The sequence below is a fragment of the Nocardioides sp. genome (genome assembly GCF_036401255.1).
Lineage (GTDB): Bacteria > Actinomycetota > Actinomycetes > Propionibacteriales > Nocardioidaceae > Nocardioides.
Window position 1 is genome coordinate 1 of record NZ_DASWVI010000234.1, and the last position, 3,704, is coordinate 3,704.

Below are 3,704 nucleotides of genomic sequence, written 5' to 3' on the forward strand. Positions count from 1 at the left end.
GCCGACGCACCGCGCCATCGACCACATGCCGTGGGCGATCTGGCGGGGGAACCCGAACGCCTTCGCGGTCAGCCCGTAGAGGTGGATCGGGTTGTGGTCGCCGGACACGGACGCGTAGCGGCGGCCCAGGTCGCCGGGCAGCCGCCACGTGGTGCCGGTCGGCGGGGCATCGGGGAACACGGTGCCCTCCGGAGCGTCGTCCGACCCACGGCCCCGGCGCAGGAACGTCGAGGTCTCCTCCCACACCAGCTCCGCGCGCGAGTGGACCCGGGTCACCATGTCGAAGACCTGGCCCTTGGCGTGCGGACGCAGGTGCTCGGCGTACGCCGTGACCTGGAGCTGCTCGTCGAGCCCGATCGGCCGGTGCTGGGTGATGGCGTTCTCGAGGTGCACGGTGCCGATCGCGGGGAACGGGAAGTCGCTCGCCGTCATGATCTCCATGTGCAGCCCGAACGCCAGCAGGTGCGGGTAGGGCAGCGGCAGCACGTCCTTGCGCGGGAAGCCGCACAGGCCGGCATACCGCGCCACGTGGGCCGCGTCGAGCGGCACGTCGTGGCGCTCGAGGGTGCGTTCGGGCAGCGCGTCGCCCGTCTTGCGTACGCCGGGCAGCAGGTTGACGCCCGGCACGGCGGGGAGCGCCGCGCGGGCCATCGTGGGGAGCCGGTCGGGCCACGCCATCTCAGGCCCCCAGCATCATCTGGCCGCAGACCCGCACGACGTTGCCGTTGACGGCGGTCGAGGCGGGGTTGGCGTACCAGGCGATGGTCTCGGCGACGTCGACCGGCAGGCCACCCTGGGCCATCGCGTTGAGCCGCTGGCCGACCTCGCGGGTCGCGAACGGCACCGCCGCGGTCATCTGGGTGATGATGAAGCCGGGCGCGACCGCGTTGACCGTGATGCCGTCGGTGAGCTCGTCGGCGAGGGAGTCGACCAGCCCGATCACGCCCGCCTTGGAGGCCGCGTAGTTGGTCTGGCCGACGTTGCCGGCGATGCCGGCGATCGATGCGACGCCGACGACCCGGCCGTTGGGCCGGATCACGCCCTGGTCGAGGAGCTCGCGGGTGATCCGCTCGGGGGCGGTCAGGTTGACCGCGATCACCGACTCCCACCGGTCCTCGGCCATGTTCGCGAGCTTCTTGTCACGGGTGATGCCGGCGTTGTGCACGACGACGTCGACACCGCCATGCTCGGTCTTCAGGTGATGGGCGAGGCGCTGGGGTGCGTCCTTGGCGGTGATGTCGAGCACCAGGTGGTCGCCGTCGAGCCCCTTCATCACGCCCTGCAGCTCGCTGGCGGCCTGGGGCACGTCGACCCCGACGACGGTCGCGCCGTCGCGGTGCAGCACCCGGGCGATCTGCTCGCCGATGCCGCGGCTGGCGCCGGTCACCAGCGCGACCTTGCCCTCCAGCGGGCGCAGCCAGTCGTCGACCGGCTCGGCGTCCGTGGCGCCGTGCGCGCCGATCCTGATCACCTGGCCGGAGACGTAGGCGGACTTGGGGGAGAGCAGGAACGCGAGCGTGCTCTGCACGGCACCCTCGGCGCCGTCGGCGACGTAGACGAGCTGGACGGTGCCGCCGCGGCCGATCTCCTTGCCGAGGCTGCGGGTGAAGCCCTCCAGCGCGCGCTGGGCGACCCGCTCGCCGTCGGCCACCTGCTCGGGCGGGGTGCCGAGCACGACGACCCGGGGGCACGGGTCGAGGCGGCGCAGCAGCGGGGTGAAGAAGTCGCGCAGGGCGACGAGGTCCGCGGAGCTCGTCAGGCCGGTGGCGTCGAAGACCAGCCCCTTGAACCTGGCCTCGCCGCCGGTGTCCGCGCCGGTCTCGTCGGTCGCGGCGATGCCGAGCGTGTCGAGGATCCCGACCAGCGACTCGGCCAGCCGGCCCCGGCCGCCGACGGCGACGGTGCCGTCGACCAGCGGCGCGCCCTCGGCGTACCGTTCCAGCGTGGCGGGGGTGGGCAGGCCGAGCAGCCTGGTGACCTGCTTGCCGATCGCGGACTGCGTGAACCCCTGGTAGAAGTCGCTCATGGCGGGTATGTAACTCCTTGTGTAACTGGGAGTCCAGATTTCGTGATCTGGCCCTCATGTCCTTCTCTCGATTCCCCGACCGACGCAGGATGAACCCCATGGCAGCCAAGACCCAGGGCCGGACCCCCGCCAAGACCCAGGCCAGGACCCAGGCCAGCACCCGTCGCGTCGCCGTCCTCGGCGGCAACCGCATCCCGTTCGCACGGTCCAACACCGTGTACGCCGACGCGTCCAACCAGGACATGCTCACCGCCGCGATCGACGGCCTGGTCGAGCGGTTCGGGCTGCAGGGCGAGCGGCTCGGCGAGGTCGTGGCGGGCGCGGTGCTCAAGCACGCCCGCGACTTCAACCTGACCCGGGAGTCGGTGCTCGGCTCCAAGCTCGCCCCCGAGACGCCCGCGACCGACATCCAGCAGGCGTGCGGCACCGGTCTGCAGGCCGCGATCCAGGTGGCCAACAAGATCGCGCTCGGGCAGATCGACTCAGGGCTGGCAGGCGGCACCGACACCACCTCCGACGCGCCCGTCGCGATCAGCGACCGGCTGCGCAAGAAGCTGATGAAGGTCAACGCGGCGCGCGACACCAAGGGCAAGGTGCTCGCGCTCGGTGCGATCCGGCCCGGCGACATCGGGCTGGAGATCCCGCAGAACGGCGAGCCGCGCACCCGGCTGTCGATGGGGGAGCACGCCGCGCTGACCGCGCTGGAGTGGCAGATCGGCCGCGAGGAGCAGGACGAGCTCGCCGCCGCGTCGCACCAGCACCTGGCGGCGGCGTACGACGAGCACTGGTTCGACGACCAGGTGACGCCGTTCCGCGGCGTCGAGCGCGACAACAACCTGCGCCCGGACTCGACGGCCGAGAAGCTCGCGAAGCTCAAGCCGGTGTTCGGCAAGGGCGAGGCGGCCACGATGACCGCCGGCAACTCCACGCCGCTCACCGACGGTGCGTCCGTGGTGCTGCTCGCGTCGGAGGACTGGGCCAAGGAGCACGGCCACCCGGTGCTGGCCTACCTCACCGCCTCGGAGACGGCCGCCGTCGACTACGTGCACGGCGGGGAGGGCCTGCTGATGGCGCCGGCGTACGCCATGGCGCGGATGCTGTCGCGCGAGGGCTACTCGCTGCAGGACTTCGACTTCTACGAGATCCACGAGGCCTTCGCCTCGCAGGTGCTCGCGACGCTCAAGGCCTGGGAGGACCCGATCTTCTGCAAGGAGCGTCTCGGCCTCGACGCCCCGCTCGGGGCGGTCGACCGGGCCCGGCTGAACGTCAACGGCTCCTCGCTCGCCGCGGGCCACCCCTTCGCCGCCACCGGCGGCCGGATCCTGATGAACCTGGCCAAGCTTCTGGAGCAGCAGGGCTCCGGTCGCGGCGTGATCTCGATCTGCGCCGCCGGCGGCCAGGGCGTCACCGCCATCCTCGAGCGCTGACCCCACCCGTTGAGTTGGGGATTCCCGACCGTTGAGTCGGGGATTCGTGTCACCCCGGCGACGGGACTCCCCGACTCAACGGTCGCGAAGCCCCGATTCGCAGGTCACCAATCCCCAACTCAACGGGTGGCGAGGGCGAGGGCCGAGGCGACCAGGTAGTCCTTGACCTGGTCGGGGGAGACCGTCGCGACCTTGGGTACGCCGGGGGCGGCCTCCTTGACCAGGATGCCGACCCGGGCCAGCTGCAGGGC

The 3,704-nt window shown here is 71.9% G+C and carries 3 protein-coding genes; 1 reads left to right on the forward strand and 2 read right to left on the reverse strand.

Annotated features, from left to right (window positions below; genetic code table 11):
- Both VGD85_RS10825 and VGD85_RS10830 read right to left on the reverse strand, forming a co-directional pair.
- Positions 1-678 (reverse strand): MaoC family dehydratase (locus VGD85_RS10825; protein WP_331063447.1); only part of this gene is annotated, 678 nt, incomplete at its 3' end.
- 1 nt (position 679) lies between these two features.
- The gene (locus VGD85_RS10830; RefSeq protein ID WP_331063448.1) at positions 680-2,026 is read right to left on the reverse strand and encodes a 3-oxoacyl-ACP reductase; all 1,347 of its coding nucleotides are present in this window, start codon (positions 2,024-2,026) and stop codon (positions 680-682) included.
- Between the two features lie 98 nt (positions 2,027-2,124).
- On the opposite strand from VGD85_RS10830, the gene VGD85_RS10835 reads away from it, so the two are divergent.
- Positions 2,125-3,453: an acetyl-CoA C-acetyltransferase gene (locus VGD85_RS10835; protein ID WP_331063449.1), complete on the forward strand. Its 1,329-nt coding sequence runs from the start codon at positions 2,125-2,127 to the stop codon at positions 3,451-3,453.
- Positions 3,454-3,704: the final 251 nt, after the last annotated feature.